Genomic DNA, 20,664 nt, shown 5'->3' with positions numbered 1-20,664 from the left:
AATACAATAACCTGTATCCCAAAATATACTCTTTAATGTCACGAACCTACCTTTACTATTGATGTGTTTTACTTTTATTTATATTTTTTGATTAAAATAATTGTTTTTTATTTTGATTACATACTCTGTCATATTGGTATCTTCACTTTGATTGTATGTGTATCCGAGGTGCTCGGAAACAATCATTGCGATAGTTCTAAACAATTCACATGCTTTAAACACTGCCGCCCATAAGTTGTTATACTCACTATCAGAATAAGTTTTTGAATACATTTCATAAAGCTCATTAGGCAGATACTTTTTAAAAAACTTTCCTTTCTTTCCTGCTGATACTGAGAAGTCTGTATTAATACCAATATACCATTCTATCATTTTCACAAGCATATCTCTCACAACAACATTAAACATCCACATAGCATAAGGTAATTCGTCTCTTGCAATACCCTTCACAACATTATTAAGGCACCACCAGAATTCATTGCAGCAGCCTGTGTACTGTGCCTCTGTTGGTTTTTTAACCCAATAATCTTCATCTGTAGCTGGTGGTATTTGAGGCAAACAATTATCTTTATCCAGAAGTGGAGCAATAAGCTTTTCTTTTGCATATTCTTCTAACATTTTTTCTTTAATTTCTATTCCCAAATCAATTCTATTACCATCTTTGAAGAGCATCAACCATGTATAAGAACGGCTAAAATCATGTTTTATACCAAAGGCAGCGTCAACTAAATCAGGTTCCTGAACCATAGCTATATCTCCAAATACAGAAATCCAATTCTTATTGTCGAGAAATGACTTAGTTTCGGTTACAACATACCCAATATCATAGTCTTGATAAATATCTTTTTTTACATTAGCGTTAACACGAGAGCCACTCATGTAAACTGCTCTAATACGCTCTTCCTCTTTAGCAACTTTAAGTATTAGATTGATCATTTCTTGTTCACTACGCAAAGTACCACCCCTTAAAATTTTTCAAAACGCATCTTTGTAAAAGCAAGTGTTGTCTGACATTTTGCTTCATTTATACAATTCTAAAACAATTCATCTAGCAAAATATAAAATTCTATTTTTGAATAATCTACATCTGTAATACCGTATTCTTTATAAAATAAATCATTCCACTTATCTGTTCCAAAATTATGTTCGAAACTACGTACTATTAATGCTATATCCTGATATCTATCGCTGATTCCTGCTCTTCCTAAATCTATAAATCCACTTAATTTGTTACCTGATAGTATTATATTGGGCATACAATAATCACCATGAGTAAAAACTAAATCTTCATTAGCCGGTCTCTTTTCTAAGACCATTTCAAATAATTGTTCACTTGACTTGCCTATATATTTTCTTTCAAAGCTATTTTCGTCTACTAATCCACAATTAATTCGCTCTTTTGCTTCATCAATCTTCTTATTAAGAGTACTATCAAATGGACAATCATATAAATTTACCTCATGAATTAATCTAAGAGACTTTGCCAGTGTTGTTACAACTTTAGCAGGCTTAGAGACATAATAATCATGCGCTGCATTTAACCCTCTTATTTCTGATATCAGTAAAAATTCTTTGCCATTAAATACATCATAATAAAATACCTGCGGAACAGGTATTTTATTCTCTAACCAAATTAAGATTTCTTTTTCTTTTTCCAGCAAATTGTCCTTACAATTATTTACTTTTAAATAAGCATTTTCTCCGTTTGAAATGCCTTCAAGAAAAAATATTTCTGAACTTGAACAACCGATAATATCTTTTTCCCACCTTGCATCCCCTATTATGGAGCTTAACCTATATGACAGATTAATAAAGTTTCCTCTATAAACTTCGTTCATATTCAAATAGCCTCCTACCAAAACTCTAGCAATAATAGAAATAAAATGAAATACAGCATTCTGAGGCTTAGCAACATTGGTCTTTTCCTATGTTGTTTCCTTCTTATGTAGCTAAGACCTTATTATACATTGTTTGTAAAACTTTCTTAATCTTCTCCAACTTTATTCATGATTATTAATAATTTTCTTTATTCGTGGTTTCAATATAATAAAAATATACTTTTTTTCTAACGTACTTCTCTACATCAGTAGATGAGACATTATTTATGTGATAAGAGAGTACGTTATTAATTAGTTCAATTTACTCTAAAAAGGCCATTGGGCAGTTAGCAATGCACTTGCCACAAACATCGCAAAAACCCACCTTGTTTAGAAAATCAGCATTATTCAGCAAATGATCATGGCAAGCAAATGGTTCAAAGGAATCAATCTTCAATGCATGAACAGGACAGGTCTTTATGCATAATAGGCAGCTTCCGTTTTTATTATAAAGACAACGTTCTGGTGCAGAAGCTACAGACGGCTCCAGCACAGCAGAAGTCAAAACAGTGCAGAAACGGCCAGCAGATCCTTTTTCTGTAATCAGCAGTCGATTAGCACCAAATCTACCGAGTCCTGAGATTGCTGCTGCACTACGATGCGACCACATTGATTGTAGTTTTTCTGGATCATAAGTGTGAGTAGCTGCGATAAGCATAGCTGAAAATCCCTGTTCTTTTAAATAATCCGCAACCTTCTGACCGATCGTGTCAAAAAGGTCATTAACAACTAAATAAGCTTCACCCCATATTGCAGAAACAGGCTCCTCATTTTTGGCTGATTTAGTAACCATCTGGGTAAACGGCACAAAAAAGGAAATGACTGATTTGGCATCAGGTAAAAGTTCAATGGGGTCACAATGCCAATCGCCAATAATCGTTTTAAGCATATGGTACTTTTCATCTTCTGCCGAAGAAAATGCACAGATTGGCTCACGAAATAAATCTGGACGATTGGCTTTCTCCACTTGTTCTCGAATTAAATAGACGATGTTTTCAGTAATGTTCATAGCAATAGCCCCCTAGTTTTTTGCATTTTTATATTTTATGTGCTATGAAAAGATAAATAATCTTAATTCGTGATATTGTACAACTATGAATAAAACTACGTAATCATCCCTATCAAACTCGCACATAGCTCCATAGTAATGCACTATCTGTCATCTAACGGGCCGCTTATCCAACGTCCATGAGTTGCTACCCGCAGAGCCCTTTTCAGCAGGCAGTATTGTGATCCGTGATATGCTAATTTTCATTACATTTTCACATAATAAAGAAAATGAAGTAACTTAATCAAGAATCATGCTCATAACACATACTTACTCTTTAACTACCGGAATCCAAATTTCAATATAATAATCATCAGAATCGACATCACCGCTAAAGTATTTTTCCATAGTAGGTAGTGTTGCCTGTTTATAAATGCTTTGAGGCAAGAATTCCCCATATATTCTACCCCAAGTATTTCCGAGTGTTGGATTTATTGGACCTATAGATTCAAAAACTAACCAAGTAGATTTAGGGACTACAACAGTTTTCATACTCTCAATACACTCATGATTTGTTTCAATGCCAACCATATAATCATTCTTACCTTCATCGTTGTAGCCGAAACACATGCCTAGAGTATAGGCGTTTACACCTATTTCAAGTAGCTTATCAATAGTACCATCTTTTTTACACTTATCCCAAAACTGTGGTATTATATTGTTTTCCAATGATGAAGTTACGATTTTCCCAGCTGTCTTAAAACTATCTCTTTCAACAACACGATAATTCATTTCTACATCCCCTTTTATTGTAAGTGTAAAGGTCAGGCGAGGATAGGATTTTAACTTAATATTTTGTTGTTTGGCAGTTGTAGGTGTAATGCCATGTATTTTTTTGAAAGCAACACAAAAAGCATCTGATGACTCATACCCATATTTAACCGCAACATCTATTACTTTACAGTCTGTAGATTGTAATTCAAAAGCTGCCATTGTCAGCTTTCTCCTGCGAATGTATTCTGAAAGCGTAATTCCTGTCATTAATGAGAATGCTCTTTGAAATGAACCAACAGGACACACAGCAATTTCCCCTATTACTTCATAATTTATTTCGTCATTAAGATGCTCTTCTATGTAGCTGATGACTTCATTAAGACGATCAATCCATTCCATCAATACCCTTCCTTCCAATTAAATTATAGAGGAAATATATTTATTATTCCCGTCATTTATCAAACCAAAAAAGACGGTATATATTTACTATAAAAAATATCCATTATATAAATATTATTTGATTTGTAGTTATAAACAAATGCGAATTTTAACTATCCCTCAAAATATTACTGGTAAAGCTTCTCATTCAGCGGATATGTAAGTAATTCGTTAAACGTCTTTATTTTCAATAAATTATCACTTATCAGTTAATTTATATTAAACCATTATATTTAATAATTAAGCCAACTTAAATAACTAATCAATATGAAATGCTCAATATATCACTGAGTTTTATATTATTTAATAACGAAGGAATCCCAGTCGTTTTCTCTTGCCCACTTTAAACGATCATCTATAGTATTATAATGTAATTCTAATTTATGGCCATCAGGATCAAGAAAATAAAAAGAATCACCTTCTGATGTATTCTCTTTAAATGTCTTCACACCTGCTTTTTCAAGTCGTTTTTTTAATTTATAGTACTCTGTTGAAAGTACATTAAATGCAATGTGTGTATAATCTGAATTAAATTTAAATTTAGTTTTTTTATCTACATTTAAAGCGACCCATATATTCCCAGCCATTAAATATGCTCCTCTATCCCAATGTGCTACTAATTTTAACCCTAATAACTCCGAATAAAAATTTATAGATGTTTCTAAATCACTCACTGCAAAAGTAATATGATTTATTCCAGTTATCATAGACCCTATATCTCCTTTAACAGAATTTTAATTTAATAAATTATTACTAAAAAAAGAAATTCAGTCCAATTTCACTTAACGCTCTCGCATTCCAAATACCCTTGAGTCCGTTTCACGAAGCGAATAAGAATGAGAACTAAAATCATATTCAGTATGTACGTACAAATGGTTCTCTTACTTCATCACTTAATAATTCTGAATATGCTTTAATCTTTCTAAATGTGTTCCCCATCATCTCGTGGCTACGATAATCCCTTAGCTTGTCTATATCAAATTCCGCTATAAGTATACCTTCTGTTATACCTCCTGCAAGGACAATTGTATTATCTATTGGCTTTCCGCTTTTATCCCACACTATTGGACTAAACGCACATGAACAACCAGCATTTTCTCCTGGAATATTTGCCATTACAACTCCAATCATATTTTCATAGGCTCTTGTAGACAATGCTTGAATTCGTGCAGGCATTGTTTCACAATCATTTGGGACTAAGATTATTTCTGCACCCTTTAACATAAGAATTCTTGCACTTTCTGGGTATTCCCTGTCATAACAAATCATAATTCCTATTTTGATTCCATCAAATTCACATACACTAAATTCGTCTCCACTCTCTAGCATTCTTTCATCTGCAAAATCACAAGTGTGTACTTTACTATATTTCATAATAATTTCTCCATATTTATCAATTACAAAGGCTGTGTTGCACGGCCTGGCCTTGCCTTTTGTATAGCCTGTTATAACTACACCAATATTTAATTCTTCTGCAATCTTACAAAATGATTTAATATATGTACTGTTATCTTCTAACGCCAAATTACTCCACTCTTTATACATAGGCAGTTGAACTATTTCTTCTAGAGATAAAGTTTTATCAACATCAGGAAATTCATAGCCAGTTATCCAACATTCTGGAAATAGAACAATATCTGCTCCAAGCTTTTTTGCTTCTCTAACAATATCCAATCCTTTTTCCGTATTAATTTTACAATCATAAGAATCTCGTTTCTCCTGCACTATCGCAATTTTAAATAAGTGCTTCATAGAATAATCCCCCTCGTATACTTTCTCACGTTAAATGAAAATAATCCTTATTTCAGCTTATAACACTAATCTGCTAAAACTTTCTCAGGAATTACACCTAACGTTTTTAGTAATCACTTCACTCAAAATTACTTTGCCAAAGCTTTTATAGTCAAAGATATTTAAAGATTATTTTCAATTGAAGTTAAAGAGCATTCATGTAAGCATTACTAATTCCGAACTCTTTAAGCAAGTTTAAATATCTCAGCATTTCTTTTTCTTTTACGGGAAATGCTGTATTATAAAGGTTATGTTGAAATACATCGGCATCTTTCAATATTTCATCGAATTTTGAATGGATTTTATCTTTATCACTATGATTATATACTGCAGAACAAATTAATTCTGTTTCTTCTTCCGTAGTCAATTTCAATTCCTTCAAAATACACCTTGCTAGATCAGCTCCATTATGCGCGTGATTTTTTCTAACCATAGTTTTATAACAATATAAATCATGCAGCATACCTGCCATTATAGCAAGTTCACTATTTCCCCCTCTTTTTATTGCAATCATCGCACAATATTGGGCAACTCCATAAAGATGAATATATGCACATCTACGTTCTTCAACATCTTGCATGTTTAGCAATATTACATCTATGTATTCTCTAAGCTTTTCAATTCTATTCGTATCTTCACTCCCAGCTGATATCATAAGTTATTTTTATATTCACATATCAATGGAACATAAATTCATATACATAATATAAATTTTCTATCATATAATATATTTTTTTAATACTTCAGGAACAATATTGGCAAAGCTTTCAGATGCTCCCCAATCAAAAGTAAATAATCCCTTTCCTCCACCACCACTAATATAATGCACTCTTGTTACATCTTCTAAGCTATCTATTATAACTGTTAGAGTTAATCTGTTCCCTGCCCTATAATAATGTTTATCAAATACCATTACTACGCACTTCTTATTGTCCAAGCTATTAATCTCGTATCGGTCTAGCAATTCTCCCGTAATGCTACCATTAACAACTTCCTCATGTATTATATTAACTGTTTCCTCAATGGATGTAGACACCCTTAATGTATTTCCCATTTTCCGTCCTCCTTTAATATTTACTTACATATAAATATAACATTATTATTAAGCCTTAACAGTATACTTAAAAATTTGAATTCAGATACACATGATGCTAGAAATACGTCATAAATCACATCAAGAATATACTACTTATCTTTACAGTTTCTCTTTTTTATGTAATTTACTACTAAGCATACAATAAAAGATATAAACAATATTAGAACCAAGGTATTTAGAATTTGAAATAAAAATACTTTTATATTTGGGTTTACATCTATAGATACATTCACAATGCTAAGTGGAGTAACATATTTATGTACTATATATTTTTATAGGACATCAGTAGTTTAATGTTACTCTAAGTATTACAATTTCTACCTAAAGTTTGAATCAAACATAATATATTCTAATCTTTCAAACCCTCCATGTTGGATATGCCAATTATATTTAAACCCACATTTCTCCACCAAATTAATTGATGATATGTTATATAGATCAATATCTTCTACAATTTTGATAAACCTAATAAGTCAAATCCATGTTTAACTAGAATTTGTGCTATATCGCATTCTAACCCTTGTCCCCAGTACGCTTTATCTACAGTATAAAAATGTTTATATTTCCGCCATTTATTTAATGTTTCCTAATTTCATTTCTTTGGTGCAAAATGAACATTTCATCAAATCACATTCTTTTTAATTTTTCATAAATATCCTCATCTAATAAAAACATGTCTTGAATTAAAAATTCACCTTCTCTATTTCGAGTAACTTTTATCATTAAGATATTACCATTGGCATATTCTATAGCAATATAATTTTTTATGCTATATTGTCTTCCTATTGCTGGTTTAATTGTTTCAAAGGTGTCTATTAAATAATCTTGATCTTCAGGTAATAACTCTGGTGTAAGAAATACCATGTCATTGCTATTTGCTGCAATTGCTATTGCACTGGATAATCTAGAAATATAATTAGTATTACTTTCCATTTTTTTGAATTTGCTATATAAAAATGAATTTAATGCAAGTAATAATAATACAAGTATTATAAGAGCATTAAAAGTTACTTCACGCCATTTAATATTTTTCACAAGCTTATCTCCTTATATAAAAATCCATTTAAGTTGTTTTATGAAAGACTTAATATAAATACAGATTATCAAAAATTATTCTACTGCTATGCAACATCTTGCTTTTTGTCAAGCAGACTCCTAAGGAACAACCCCGATATCACCAGTCATTTCTTATAACATTATCGCACTTAAGACCTTCGTGAGCCTATCTAGACTTAGCTTAATAAAGAAATGTGCTTTGATTCTTTGCTTGGTACTTTTAGAATTTTCCGAGGTAACAATATTACTTAAACATTTTAATACACCATGTTTTATAATCATGTCTTTTATAAAAATTAATAATACTATCCATATCTTTTGTTGATGAATAAATTAAAGACCTCTCAATTCCATTTTCTTTAGCTACCTCTAATATTTTATCTAATAAAAAACTACCTAGCCCTGTGCCTCTACTATTTAATGAGACATAAACATCATCTACTTCAATGTAAAGTTGCCCACTATCTATAATAGCCATATTCTCTGCTTTATGAATTGTTCCATAGATAAATCCAACAATCTCATACTTTGATTCAGCAACGAAGAAATATTTACCAAGTTTTGTTTCTAAATAATTCTTATCTGCAGGAACAAACCCATGAGTTATCTCTTCTGTAGCCCATTGCTTCTGTAAATGCACTACATCCTCTAAATCATTATATGTACATTCTCTAATAACTAGATCTTCCATAGTATCCTCCATCACTTAATTCACATTTTTCAACAATTGCATCTCAATAAAACCCATCTAAAAACTTTTATGCAATCATTCTTTTACTCTAGGTTTACATACGGCATTCTTGACATCTCTGACATCGAGACACTTAGAGTGAAGTTAGTATTGCAGGTATGGTGTATCTACTTTTCTTATGCACCCTTACATGAATATTAGTGTTATATGAGTTAATGACCCATTCATCATCAATAATTCTTCGTAAAGTTATAAATATAGCGACTTACTTAATACCACACTCTTATAATTTGTTTCATGCCATTGAATAGTTTCCACATACCTGTACTCTCTTTTTTTATAAAAACCAATTAAATGATGCGCTGTTTCAGCAGTATCTAATGCAATCTCTGTCACATTCTTTATCTTTCTAGCCTCTTCTTCAACAATATCCATCATTTTACTTCCAATTCCGTATTTCTGAAGCTCAGGTGCAACAGCAAACTGTCCAATCTTAGCTACAAAATCCTTATTATACCAACTACTTGTGTCCGAAGGTTTTGGACTATACAGAGATATTGTAGAAACAATCTTATTCTTATACATACCTATGTAACATTTATAGGCATTCCTTATTCTTTTTAATGTTATACTGTTATCCTGTGTAGTTGCCACATATTTAAGTCCCATGTCAGCTAAAATCTTATAAGACCTATGAAGAAGATGTGTTAATTCTTCAATTGAATCATCACTTGAAAATGAACGAAACTCCATATGTTCACTGTCATTAAAATTATGATAATATAAATTTCTTTGCATCATATAATTTCTCCTTTAATATATGTATTTTTTGAAGTGACCTATGCCTTTCTCTTAAAACTATAAAAATTTAACCTCTTATAGTTTCTAACATAGCCTTCCGAAAAATATGGCAAACTAAATTCACTCATTTAAAATTCTCCTAGTAATTCTAAGATTTCTTAATTAATGGGTCCCTTATATTTTACAGACCGTTTTGTGTCTCTGACGTTTTCCAAACCATGCATTTGCATGTAAGACGTATTGTGAGTTTTCCGAAGGCTTAACCCATATTATCCACAACGAGTAGGAGTGCTTTGTTAAGCGAAATTACGTCAAATGACTCTAGCAAACCCCTTAATTCTTTTTGCGTAATATAATTGCTTGGTAATGTAAATCCGGATTATCTTGTTTAACTACTTCAAAATCAATAATTTCAAAATATTCTTCAAATATGCTCTTTATTGTATTATCATCATAAAAAGAAAAGAACCTTTTTGGTATATAATGTTTTAAGACTTAGCGCTACCTCGGTCTTTCTCTATAATATTTCTTTCCTATATTTCTAAAGTTCTATTATAAGATGTGGCAATATTCGCCACTACTTTAGTACATTAAATATAATCTAATTACTTCAATCTTTTTAAATATAAATCATGCGGTTCTTCAAAATATACAGGATTATTATTAATATCTAAATAATGATGATCATAATGTTGCTGCTTTATTAACTCGTTAAATCCCCACGAGTTGTACATACTCTTCAATTTCTCGTGATTTTCATTGTCAATACCAATCGTAACTTCATAAAACCCTTTCTCTTTTAACCTGCCCAAAGCAGCCTTCATTAACTTACTTGCTAACCCCTGCCCTCTAAACTGTTCCTCAATCCTAAACGCACATAAGTATGCTCGATTAACTCCATCAGCCTCATCAGCATCCTCTGAGTTCCAGAATATGTATAATTCACCTATCAACTTTTTTTCTTTTATGCTTTCTACAGCCCAAAATTCGATATTTCCACTAGTTATACCATTAACAAAATATTTATAAGTAGGAGAATCACTATATTCCCATAGTTTCTTCATCTCTTCTACTGTAGCAATTCGTACATGTATTTCAACCACCTCTTTCATACCTTCACACCTATAGCATTTAATGCTTAAATAAAATCCTTTATCCTCTACGGCCTCAGAAAACTACCTCTATATTATCATGTATTATAACGTTTTTGAATTCACGAAGTTCATTAGTATTATTTAGACTTAGCTTAGTAAATGAATTTGAGAAGAGCATCAGAGAAAACAGTAACTCTTGTTATCTGAAAGCTGGGTACACTTCATAATTAACTATTAATATTTTAATTCATATTCTTTATAAAAAATTCTTTAGCTTCCTTAAAAGATTTTAAAGTTGGACGATGACCAACACCCTTATATACTTTAAATTTCGCATCTATTTCAACTTCTTTGTAAATTTTCTCAGCATACTCCCAACGTTTTATAGGCTCATATCCAAATAATTTGTTTATTAACTTCTCATCTTCATTATCATAACTATCGTCATATGGAACTGAGTCATTAGTATCATTTTCACCTAAAAATAAAAATTGTGGTACATTTTTATAGGTATCCAAATCAAATTGCGCTCCAGTTATTTTATAAAAATCTCCTATTCCAATAGGATATCTCAAGAGCTTGCCCTGCCATTCCTTTACTGGTGCTATTGGCCAACCACCAGGAGAACCAACTACCGATGCTAAAACTCTATCAGGATGTAATAAAGTAAATCTATTTGTAAACATTCCACTTGCAGAAAACCCCCACATTAATACCTTTTTATTAATTTTCCATTTTTCATTTCTTCCTCTTACTTCATCTATCATTGCAATAAGTTGTAAATCAAGTCTTTGTAGCTCTTTAATATCAGTTACCATAACATCTCTATCAAGCGCATGTGTATAAATCAAAAACTCCTTTTGTGGTCGTGGAAATATAGGAACTAATATAATAGTATTTAAATCTCCAAACATTATATGACCTACCAATGCATGAAATATTGAATACATTTCATGCCGTGACATATTATCAGAAACCCCCATAGAATTATTAGGTAAAACTAATATATTAACATTCTCACCTTTTTCTAATTTTTGCTTGACTCCATTAGAAATATAGACATAGTAAGGCCAGTAATATTTACCCCCTTCACTAGGATTATACTTCTTTAATTTTGTTATAAAATTAACCAAATATATAGTTGAACAAACTAGTATCAACACTAAAATAATCGAAATAATTTTAAGTGTTTTTTTGAATATACTTTTTTTCAAAAGAATTACCTCCCCCTCAATCTAAAATACCCCTCTTCTCTAACTGGGTACCATTAATTTCGCCCAGTTTTTCATATAACATTCTTACAGTTTCCCATGTCCTACACACTTTATGTAGGACATGGGAAGCTGCATGTCAAACGTAGTTCCTTTATCATCTAATATCATTAAGACCTTCCATTTTAGCTTTAGCTTCTTGTTCATTTTCAGCTGGCGCTACAAATATAATATCTGTATCTTTAAACTTTTCTCTCATTTCTTTTGAATATCCCCACAATTCTTCAAAGTCTCTTGAAATATGTATCCTTCCTGTCGTTTCAAGATAACCCTTATTTATACTTGTACCATAAACGATTAGAGGTTTTCTTCTAATTTTTGATTTAATTCCTTCTAATCTCATTTTTAAATTTCCTGGAAGTGCAGAGTTAACATCCATACTTGCATCAGCTAATATATTTCTCCCACTAAAAACATTATCAGACATAAAATTACGTGATAATTTCCCTTTAAGATGTATTGTAATCTGTTTATTTGTGTTACCCTCATCATTATATAAAGTATAGCCTTTATAGCTTTTATCAAAATTTATAGGAACCTTATAAACTACCATTATTATTAAAAATACAGCTGTCACAATCCTAGCAACACTTTTCTTTCCCATGTTATCTCCTCAGAATGTTTATATCTTTTCAGTCCTAAAAAAATACTAGATTTTCACCATTGTGCATGATGTCTTCGTACTTGTGGCGCCTTCAAACTGGACCTTATAGGAATACTGTCTTGGTTTAGCTTGGCTTTCAGTGAGAAAGTATGGTGGACACTGCCAAAGCTTGTACCCTAGTACACCCTTGCGAAAATGCCATGTTAGGCGATGGATTCTGTCCTACAAAGCTAAGAGTAAATAGAAGCTACACTCCTTTAAGCATTGTATTTACTTGTACTAATTATAAAAATGTGAATAGCTTACACTTTACTCTCAATTACATAAGTCCATTTTTTCGGATCTCATTTAACTCATAAGCAGTAAAAACATTTGCTTTATAAAAATCTAAAAACATTTGAGATATACTTACATCAAAGATTAAAATGTCATCAGTATTGATTGTTACTTTTACACCATCATCAAATAAAGTTCGAATAGGATGAGTTTTGTAATCTTGTGATCTGCTAAGAATAATATTACTCGCTGGACAGATATTCAGAGTAATATTATTATCGGCTAACCATCTAGTAGTACTTTTGCATTTCGCCGCCGCTATACCATGCTGGACTTCATTTAGTTCTAGCTCTTCTACTGCTTCTCTAACAGAGTCTGCATCACCAAATTCTCCCGCATGAGCACGTAATTTCATACCATATGATTTTGCTAAACGATATAATGGCTTAAATTTATCTATTGGTTGTGCAAATTCATTTCCACATATATCAATTGATTGATAGAAATTCATATTAAAATATTCATCGCATAAATGAAGTATAGAATCTACATTAATACCTCTATCTAATGATAGTTCGGGAATAAATTCAATTTCTGGCGCAATTTCTTTATGAATACTGGAAATGACCTTTATAAAATTAGATAAATTATCATAAAGAGTTTCTTCCCCCAGTCCAAAACTCAAAATAAGCTTAGTAACACCATCATTTTTTGCTTGCTCAAAAGCACCTTTAATTCGTACTTCATAACCATCTGTCCCCTGACAATGGCATCTAATATTTTTTTTATACCACGATTGCATATCATCAAGATCTATAAACTTACGATTCAAACGTGGAATTTGAACCCCTGCCCACTTTTCAATAAAGCGTACATTTCCCCCCCTTGGTGCATGATTATGAATATCTCCTTTAGAAATTTTTTTAATACTCTCAATGTCATGCTTCTCTAAAGCTTTAATAAAATTAGCTTCCATTTAAACTCTCCTTTTCATCTAACTAAACCAACCTAACTATTAGATGTTCACTAAAAGCTTGTCTAAAATAGCCTGTCCAAACACGTAGTTACATCGAGCCTGTTTCTTAACGCCCCATGTCTGTAACGTCTCTGAGCCGAACTAACAAAGCCCTTCTCCTTGGTAGTGCTTGCCACCAGGTAAAGGTACGTGGTACACCTACTTCGTGCTCACTCTATAAAGCAATACTGCATACCTTTGGTTCCCTCACCCTTGTGCAGAAACATTGTTACACGATGGGTCGAGCCCGCAAAAGCAAGAACAGTAAGCATGTTTCAATCTCAAATTCCCTCCTATTCGTAATACTCATTAGCTTTACTATGAATTAACTTTTTTCAATATCTTGCGATAATCAAATTCATTATCTGAAATAACTTTCAATTCTCCGTTCGTAATCATGTTCCTTATACGGTGTGCAATCCACCAATCACTGACACTAAGCTGATGTCTGCCAAGTACCTCTCCTATAAGGCGTGCCATAATAAACTCTTCTTCTGGTATGTTTAGGCGAATAAAATAATCATAAAAATCTTCGGCTACGCTTGTTAGTTTTCCATTTATAACTGCACGAATGGGGGCGTTTTGCCCTTGAAGCTCTACCCATTCTGATGCTATGAATTTTCGTTCAAGCTGTGAAATTTCAGCTTCAAGTGGTAGAAATTGATAAAACTTTCCCGGAGCAACTTCGCCCCAAGATGAATACGAAATAACTGTATCGTTTTTCTGAGTTTGATATTTGGGTAATTTTATTGCTGTTACTTTACAGTTATATTCTTTTAAAACAGAATTTAAAAAATAAAATCCACACATGGAATAAGGTGCATCACTATACCATATACGAACATGCTCACCGTTTTTAGCGCTGTCATTAAGCTTTTGTAGACCAGCAAGATTTTCTTCCCAATAATTTGCAAATATCTTTTCCTCTCTCTCTTGATTTTCAAATGGATTTTTAAACATTTCAAAAAGTAACTTTTTTCGTTCTTCACTAGTGGTATCTTTTGAAATATCTCCAATATCAAGACAGAACGAAACACCTATTACTTCCTTTGAGTTTCCGCCTAATGCCTCACCCTCAAAGTGTTCTTCAAACTCCTTTTTGCTTAGAGGTACCCCAATATAACCAATAGCACCACCTATTATATTTTCCTTTTTATAGTTTTTAGCAACCTTCATAGAACCTTTTGTGCTGTCGCTAAATACCACTTCAACCATTTATACCACCACCTATTATATAAATCATCCGCACTTCGCACTTTAAAACTATTACGAATCAATGCTCTGTAAAGCATAACCCATTTATAAAACGTGTCAGGACTCCACGTCAATTGTTCAACCTATCGTGTAACATTTCGCATGACAGATGCCACTGAACCCCTTTAGTGGGTGATGTGGTGTGTGCTGCATACTTTCCCACTATGAAAAATACCATGTGGGACCTCGCTGACTTTCTATCTACTCTTAAAGCATTACGTTACTGTAATACCTCCAAGACTCGATACAAGCGATTGGCTAAGTCTTCCCCTGACAGGATTCACACCCGCTTGAATGTACGTCATTGCCAGAACGACCTTGAGTGCTTTATTATACGTAGTTTTAGTCACTACACTTTAATCAGAAGTCTAATTCAGTTGACTTTAAATTAATTTCGTACTATATGAAAATTGCATACTAACATGTTAACCTATAATAAGCTTTAACTTTATACTGCTTCAATAAACTCCTTAACAATTGACTTGAATTCTTCGTTATTCTCAAAGTATAACATGTGTTTCCCTTGTATAATTTTAATCTTTTTATTAGGAAACATAAAATTTTTGTAATGACTTGGCCCAACAGCAAAATCCTTATCCCCAGTTATAACAAGTACAGGAACAGTTATTTCTTTTGTAAGCTCAAAATAATTTTCAAAATACTCTTTGTTGTTAAAAGCCTGATTTGCCATAGTTGCATTAAAATTATCTATCTGATTACTTACCTCATTTAGCCTTAAAAAATTTTTATAATCTTTATACTGGAGTTTATAAAATATATCTTTTTCAATAAGTTTGCTAACAATATATTGCCACTTTTCTAAATCATAATTATATTCTGTAGGCTGCAACTCTTCATTAAATAATAGATTCGCTCCATAAACTATTTGACTGGCAAAAGAATCTTCCATATTAAGAGTCGCATTTAATAAAATGAGCTTATCTACAAAATTTTGATATTTGTAAACATAGTTTGTGGCAATAATTCCTCCAAATGAATGTGCCATTACTATCCATTTGGATATTCCTAATTTTTCCCTTATTTCTTCAATATCCTCTATTACTCTCTTTATAGAATAATCATCACTGCTTGTTCCTTCTGATCTTGCACTTCCCCTTTGATCAAAATATGTTATTTGCATAAATTTTTCTAAAGAATTGCCACCTAATACTTCGAAATCAAGACTACCTTCTCCTGGCCCGCCATGAATAAATATACAAGGTATTCCCTCTCCTGACTGTTTTACATATATATTAACTCTATCATTCATCTCTATATACATTTATTTATCCCCTTATCATTTTACTATTTTATAAGATTGAGTCTCAATAAAAAAACAATTTGGTTGTTGTATTACTGAATAAAACAATTTATCCCGCTCTTCAACTTTCCTTTTTCGATTACCCCAAGAGTATGATTTGTCGGGGATATGTACAACTTCATCAAGTGATTTATAAGGAATATTTAATGATTCAGACAACTTTTTTGCAAGTGTAGATTTTCCACTGGAAACTGAACCGACAATATATATTTTCATATCTTAATACTTCATTCTTATATAAATAATCTATATTTAGTTTTATTTTATAATGCAAAAAACTTACTTAAGGATTTCCACTAATGTCCTGTGTTCACGACGTTCCAGCGCCTTAGAAGAAGGCGTTCATACTTTGACAAGGGCTAATGCGACGTGCTTAGGTGATGGAGTATATTAAGGGCGCTTACCGTAGAGGAATACCTTACCTGTGATCAATGTGGACACATTGTTAAATGATGTTGCCAATACTATTTCCTAAGCAACCTATCGTGACATAAATAAGACGCCTATATTTCGTCCAAAGTATTATCTTTGTAATTGCTCCATCTCTCTTCAATATTCTCTTCTCCTTCAAAATAATCTACTTGATTATTTTGAAGGAATATTTCTCTGAATGGAAGTATATTTACTTTGCCAGAGTCAGGATACTCACATATATCAATATCTTTTTTTGTTCTTATATCAAGATATGAACAAATATCATCTGTATGATTATACAATTGATGAGCACCCATATGTCCTTTTTCAAAAAATACTATATCTCCACTTCTTAGTTCTTTAAATCCTTTTAAAGTTCTAAGCATTACTCTTCCGCTTAAGATAACAAACAACTCCTCAGCATTTCTATGAAAATGATAAGGATAAGAATACTTTCCACTATTAAGCAGTTTAATATCAAAGACCAAGTCATCTGACTTTGCAAGATGAGATAGGTTTTCGCTCTTATGCCATGAAAACTCATCTATTGGAGATTGACTAAACTTAAATTTTAGTTCTTTTTCATTAAAAATACTTGGCAATAATCTCCTCCCCCTTCTTGTAAACAAGTAAACAATGTAACCTTTCTTCCTAAACTAATTATTACAACACATAATCTACTACTACATCTTTTAATCCAAAGAAATGCTCCAAAAAGTATTGTCAATGCCATTTAAAGTTTTTACTATCATTGCATGACCCACATGTTTTTCATGGACTGTCTGCAAATAGCATGATATAAGACCTTAACTATTCATAATAATAAAACATCTAGCCCTAATGAAAATAATTTATCTTACAAACTATCAATTAATTGTTTTACAGGTTTCATAAATCCTAAAGCAAAGAATAATATAAGTATAATACTAAATCCAACTGAAATTATTATGCTTATTGAAATGAATTCTGCTAATATTCCACCTATTACCATTGCCATAGGAATAAGTAACGATGATAGAGCTCTTCTAAAACCAAATACTTTTCCTCGCATGTCCTCTGAAACTGCCGCTTGCATACTTGATTGAAGTATTGAATTAACAACAGCTACGGAAAGACCGTTAATAAATAATAAGGTTATAATAATAAAATAGTTGGGAACGTGTGGAAGTATTCCCATAGCCAAACCACTAGTTAATCCTCCAACAGTAAAAATTAATGACTTCTTAATATTACTCAATTCAACAATAGACAAGATTAAGAATCTTAAAAACATTCCTCCAGTTGAGAATGCCATTGCTACCCCGTATCTCTCAGGTCCAAGATATTGCTTTGAATTAAACAATGGGAGCAATAAAGTAATACCCATAACAGCAAAGAAGTTAAGAAAAGCAATAGTTATATATAAATACTTTATACCTGTATAACTCTTTACATAATTGAACCCTGATTTTAAATCTTCAAAAAAATTAACATTATTTATATCCCTTTTCTTATTTGGAATCTTTATAAACAGCTCAGTGCAAGCTGAAAAAATATAACTTATACCATTTATTAAAAACATAATAGGTGCACCTATTATTTGAAAAATAAATCCTCCTGCAGTTTTTCCTATAATATCTGTGCCAGTGCTAGCTAAAGAAAAAGCTGAATTAGCTTTTACAAGCTTATCCTTTGGTACTAAGTCAGGAATAGATGATTGTACAGCTGGATTAAAGAAAGAACCGCAGATTCCAAGAACTATTCCACCCAAGAGTACCATCCAAATCTGAATAAAATTCATGATTGCTGCTACACCAACAAAACTTATTACTATCCCTCTTATAACATCTGTTATAATAAGTATATTTTTCCGATTATGTCGATCTACATATGTACCAGCAATGGGTGACAAAAACACTCTTGGAATAACTGCTGTTGCCATTAATATTCCCATCAAACCAGTAGACCCTGTTTTAGCTAATATCCAGAATCCTAAGGCTATATCATATACTGAATCTCCAAAATTAGAAACCAATTGACCTTGCCATAGTAATATAAAATTCAGATTCCATAATTTACTTTTGGTTTCAATTGTCTTCTTTGTTTTAGAATTATTAGATTCAACATTTACGTTGTTGGCCATCTTTTCTCTCCTTGTAACTTATTTAAATAATATGATTATCTCACTTTTTCTGTCTACTATGCTAAAATGTCTTCCATGCTGTATCAGTTGCAGTTTCGTCTTTACCCTATTTTGATTTACTCTAAATCAATCATCACATTACTAAAATTGTTTTCCATATTAATTACATATTTTTAAAAAATTGCGAATTAAAAATGCTCTTCCATCTATTTTAGAACAGTATGGGATAAAAGAGTATTACTCGCTATGCACAACGAATTAATACTTTAGAAATAATATGGATTATAAAAAAACTTTTTAGGGAACCATTCATCTAATATTTTTTTATCCTTTGAATTTGATAGGACAATCCACTCCCTAAATTCTAATTCTTCTACGGAGTGTACACCATATAGAAGTGCTGTAAGCCCTCTTATATCCATCTTTACATGTGATTTTACACTCTTACATTTACTCATTTTTAGTTTATTATTAACAGATTCCAGTTTATAAACACCATTATTCCAATGACAATACTCATCATGTAATTCTAAAACAATCTCGCCTTCTAAATTCACTTTGATATCATTCATTGCTTCTACTGCTTCAATAATCCTTACCATCCATGGATTGTTATTAATCTTTACTTCAAAAGGTCTCGTTGGATCACATAACCACCCAAAGAAATTAACGCCATACGGAATTCTTAACTCTATATGTGAGAATTGATTTTTATGCTTTGCAAAATATCTGAATAACATCACTCTGCTTTCTATGTTTTTCCAATACATTTCTGCCACAAAAATTCTTCCATTTTCTCCAGAGCCTATTTTAATATATTTTGCTGCTGCCATAATATTATTATTATTCTTTATGAATACTACAATTACACCACCATGATCTTCTTTCCAATATTCACTAGACATATCATTAAGAAAAACAAGTCCATGATGTTCCAATAAATCAAGTTCAAATTTAAATTCCTCAAATTCATCTTGTACATCAATAGCCCTTACCCTCTTTTCTTCCCATTCACCTCCTATTTTCGATACATCTCCTAAATAATGAGAAAATCCATCAAGAGAAATTTTAACTAACAAGTTGTCATTTGTACCAACATAGCCAAAAGCACTATAAAAGCTTTCTTTAAAAGGATGTAACAAACTAACAGATTGCTTCTTTTCTTTCATATCTAAAAATGCTGCTTTTGTTAATTCCTTTACATATCCATGTAAACGGTGTTCAGGAAAAGTAGCTACATGAGAGACTCCTCCCATCTTCTTAATTGTACCTCTTACTGATTGATTAAAAGTATAGTTCCTTATCATAGATACTAATTTTTCACCTTCAAACATTCCTAATATTTCATCAGGTGTATAAAATGATAATTCATCTTTTGATGGCACACTATCAGTCCATTGACGGCCTGTACAATAGACATGTAATTCTCTTACTTGCTCAAGATTATTAGCTTTTATTTTTTTAACTTTCATAGTTTTATTCTCCTAGCATAAAGTTAATTGTTTTTTGAATAAAAGATTTTTAATATAGTGGAATTCCAAGTCTTCTCTATTTTCTAATAGGAATGGTGTCCAGATTTTTATGTTGTTCTGTATATCAACGAGTATATAAAAACAATATCCATAGATAAAATCGACTCTCTCCAGATGCTTGTTTTTTGTAAAAAGCACGTACATTTTCCATCCATTCTTGATTATTTGTGATCCTTCCCCACTTTTCATCTCCAACACATAAATAGCTTTTCTTTTTCATGTAGCTATTATAATTATTCCTAACATGGA

20 protein-coding genes are annotated in these 20,664 nt (G+C 31.7%); all 20 read right to left on the bottom strand.

Annotated elements, in window-relative coordinates; genetic code table 11:
• Window positions 1–78: 78 nt before the first annotated feature.
• Window positions 79–954: an aminoglycoside 6-adenylyltransferase gene (locus HNR33_RS16585; RefSeq protein WP_429085347.1), complete on the bottom strand. Its 876-nt coding sequence runs from the start codon at window positions 952–954 to the stop codon at window positions 79–81.
• A gap of 80 nt (window positions 955–1,034) precedes the next feature.
• On the bottom strand, window positions 1,035–1,838 hold the full coding sequence (locus HNR33_RS16580) for an APH(3') family aminoglycoside O-phosphotransferase (RefSeq protein ID WP_429085345.1): 804 nt from the start codon (window positions 1,836–1,838) through the stop codon (window positions 1,035–1,037).
• A gap of 301 nt (window positions 1,839–2,139) precedes the next feature.
• On the bottom strand, window positions 2,140–2,886 hold the full coding sequence (locus HNR33_RS16575; RefSeq protein ID WP_429085344.1) for a hypothetical protein: 747 nt from the start codon (window positions 2,884–2,886) through the stop codon (window positions 2,140–2,142).
• Between the two features lie 309 nt (window positions 2,887–3,195).
• Window positions 3,196–4,038, bottom strand: coding sequence for an AraC family transcriptional regulator (locus tag HNR33_RS16570; RefSeq protein ID WP_429085342.1), 843 nt, complete (start codon window positions 4,036–4,038; stop codon window positions 3,196–3,198).
• A gap of 338 nt (window positions 4,039–4,376) precedes the next feature.
• Window positions 4,377–4,784 (bottom strand): VOC family protein, encoded by a 408-nt coding sequence (locus tag HNR33_RS16565; RefSeq protein ID WP_429085340.1) that lies wholly within the window; start codon window positions 4,782–4,784, stop codon window positions 4,377–4,379.
• 148 nt (window positions 4,785–4,932) lie between these two features.
• Entirely contained in the window at window positions 4,933–5,829 is an 897-nt protein-coding gene (locus tag HNR33_RS16560) for a carbon-nitrogen hydrolase family protein (RefSeq protein WP_429085338.1), read from the bottom strand.
• A gap of 184 nt (window positions 5,830–6,013) precedes the next feature.
• On the bottom strand, window positions 6,014–6,523 hold the full coding sequence (locus HNR33_RS16555; protein WP_429085336.1) for an HD domain-containing protein: 510 nt from the start codon (window positions 6,521–6,523) through the stop codon (window positions 6,014–6,016).
• A 63-nt stretch (window positions 6,524–6,586) separates the two neighbouring features.
• Window positions 6,587–6,922 carry a DUF6054 family protein gene (locus HNR33_RS16550; RefSeq protein ID WP_429085334.1) on the bottom strand — a complete coding sequence of 112 codons (336 nt, stop codon included), beginning with the start codon at window positions 6,920–6,922 and terminating at the stop codon, window positions 6,587–6,589.
• 669 nt (window positions 6,923–7,591) lie between these two features.
• Window positions 7,592–7,999, bottom strand: a complete 408-nt coding sequence (locus HNR33_RS16545; RefSeq protein WP_429085332.1) for a hypothetical protein — start codon at window positions 7,997–7,999, stop codon at window positions 7,592–7,594.
• 265 nt (window positions 8,000–8,264) lie between these two features.
• Complete coding sequence (locus tag HNR33_RS16540; protein WP_429085330.1) at window positions 8,265–8,711, bottom strand: GNAT family N-acetyltransferase; 447 nt, start codon at window positions 8,709–8,711, stop codon at window positions 8,265–8,267.
• 249 nt (window positions 8,712–8,960) lie between these two features.
• Window positions 8,961–9,509 carry a GNAT family N-acetyltransferase gene (locus HNR33_RS16535; RefSeq protein WP_429085328.1) on the bottom strand — a complete coding sequence of 183 codons (549 nt, stop codon included), beginning with the start codon at window positions 9,507–9,509 and terminating at the stop codon, window positions 8,961–8,963.
• Between the two features lie 608 nt (window positions 9,510–10,117).
• A complete protein-coding gene (locus HNR33_RS16530; RefSeq protein ID WP_429085326.1) occupies window positions 10,118–10,624 on the bottom strand; it encodes a GNAT family N-acetyltransferase in 507 nt (168 codons plus the stop codon).
• Between the two features lie 224 nt (window positions 10,625–10,848).
• Window positions 10,849–11,820, bottom strand: a complete 972-nt coding sequence (locus HNR33_RS16525; protein WP_429085324.1) for an alpha/beta hydrolase family protein — start codon at window positions 11,818–11,820, stop codon at window positions 10,849–10,851.
• Between the two features lie 154 nt (window positions 11,821–11,974).
• Complete coding sequence (locus HNR33_RS16520; protein ID WP_429085322.1) at window positions 11,975–12,481, bottom strand: hypothetical protein; 507 nt, start codon at window positions 12,479–12,481, stop codon at window positions 11,975–11,977.
• A 319-nt stretch (window positions 12,482–12,800) separates the two neighbouring features.
• On the bottom strand, window positions 12,801–13,733 hold the full coding sequence (locus tag HNR33_RS16515; RefSeq protein ID WP_429085321.1) for an amidohydrolase family protein: 933 nt from the start codon (window positions 13,731–13,733) through the stop codon (window positions 12,801–12,803).
• A 357-nt stretch (window positions 13,734–14,090) separates the two neighbouring features.
• A complete protein-coding gene (locus HNR33_RS16510) occupies window positions 14,091–14,987 on the bottom strand; it encodes a DUF3658 domain-containing protein (RefSeq protein ID WP_429085320.1) in 897 nt (298 codons plus the stop codon).
• A 487-nt stretch (window positions 14,988–15,474) separates the two neighbouring features.
• Window positions 15,475–16,308 carry an alpha/beta fold hydrolase gene (locus tag HNR33_RS16505; RefSeq protein ID WP_429085318.1) on the bottom strand — a complete coding sequence of 278 codons (834 nt, stop codon included), beginning with the start codon at window positions 16,306–16,308 and terminating at the stop codon, window positions 15,475–15,477.
• A 542-nt stretch (window positions 16,309–16,850) separates the two neighbouring features.
• A complete protein-coding gene (locus HNR33_RS16500) occupies window positions 16,851–17,363 on the bottom strand; it encodes a cupin domain-containing protein (RefSeq protein WP_429085316.1) in 513 nt (170 codons plus the stop codon).
• Between the two features lie 254 nt (window positions 17,364–17,617).
• On the bottom strand, window positions 17,618–18,883 hold the full coding sequence (locus tag HNR33_RS16495) for an MFS transporter (RefSeq protein ID WP_429085314.1): 1,266 nt from the start codon (window positions 18,881–18,883) through the stop codon (window positions 17,618–17,620).
• A 266-nt stretch (window positions 18,884–19,149) separates the two neighbouring features.
• The gene (locus HNR33_RS16490) at window positions 19,150–20,355 is read right to left on the bottom strand and encodes a GNAT family N-acetyltransferase (protein ID WP_429085312.1); all 1,206 of its coding nucleotides are present in this window, start codon (window positions 20,353–20,355) and stop codon (window positions 19,150–19,152) included.
• Window positions 20,356–20,664: the final 309 nt, after the last annotated feature.

Origin of the sequence: Brassicibacter mesophilus (genome assembly GCF_050433385.1) — a bacterium.
GTDB lineage: Bacteria > Bacillota > Clostridia > Tissierellales > Proteiniboraceae > Brassicibacter > Brassicibacter mesophilus.
This window is presented reverse-complemented; position numbering and strand designations above follow the sequence as displayed.